We start from the raw sequence: 1,165 nt of genomic DNA on the forward strand, positions 1-1,165 counted from the left end.
GCCCCACACCGATGCGCTGTTCGCGCTGCAGCCCGGCGCCTGGGTCGCGRTGCGCGCCGGCGGCAGCGACCCGCTGACCGATGCGCTGCTGCGCGCCGCGCGCGTGCCGGTGCTGGTCATCGACACCGATGCCGCGGCGCAGCGGCTGCCCTCGCGGGCGCCGGCTGTCGCGCTGTGCGAGGGCTTCGAGGACGAAGCCCAGGCCACCGCCGCGCAGGTGCTGGCCCACGTGCAGCGCGGCGAGYTGCCGGTGGCGCTGGTCGCGCAGGACCGCCTGCTGGTGCGCCGCGTGCACGCGCTGCTGGCACGGCAGTCGGTCGCGGTGCTGGACGAAACCGGCTGGAAGCTCTCGACCACCCGCGCCGCAGCGCAGCTGATGGGCTTGTTGCGGGCGGTCGGGGCATCGAGCGCCGATGCGACGCTCGACGCCCTCAAATCCCTGACCGCCCCATGGCCCGGCCTCGGCCCGGTGGCGGCGTTGGCGCAATCGCTCGAAGCCAGCTGCCGCCGCCATGGCTGGCGCCGCACCTCGCAGATCGACGCCGAACGCCTGCACCCCGGCGAGGCCCGGCTGTGGAGCGCGCTGGTCGAGGCGCTGGCGCCGCTCGCCGAGCCCGGCCGGCGGCCGCTGCGCGCGTGGTGCGAGGCGCTGCAGGCCCTGCTGCATGCCGCCGGCCTGGCCGAGGCGCTGGCGGAGGATGCGGCCGGCGCCCAGGTGCTGGCCGCGCTGCGGCTGTCGGAGGGCAGCGGCTGGCCGGCGCAGGCGGGCCAGACCTCGATGACGCTGGAGCAGCTGCGCCAGTGGGTCGACGGCGTGCTCGAGGAGGCCTCGTTCGTGCCGCCGGCGCCGCTGCAGCCGGCGGTCGTGATCACGCCGCTCGCGCACGCCACGCTGCGGCCGTTCGCGGCGCTGGTGCTGCCCGGGGCCGACGAGCGCCACCTGGGCGCCGGCGTTGATCCGCTGCCGTTCATCAGCGATGCGCAGGCCGTCGCGCTCGGCCTGCCGAGCGCGGCCAGCCGCCGCGAGCGCGAGGCCTTGTCGTTCGCGCATGCGATGCATGCCGCGCAGGTCACGCTGCTGCGCCGGCACGTCGACGGCAGCGAGCCGCTGTCGGCCAGCCCGCTGGTCGAGAGGCTGGCGCTCGCGCTGCAGAAGGTGTCGCGC

General features: G+C 76.9%; 1 pseudogene. It reads left to right on the forward strand.

Going from position 1 to position 1,165, the window contains the following annotated elements:
- A pseudogene (locus AC1D12_RS33765) lies at nucleotides 1–1,165 on the forward strand (PD-(D/E)XK nuclease family protein); the annotation flags it as partial.

It is taken from the genome of Rhizobacter sp. P1_G5 (genome assembly GCF_056405435.1).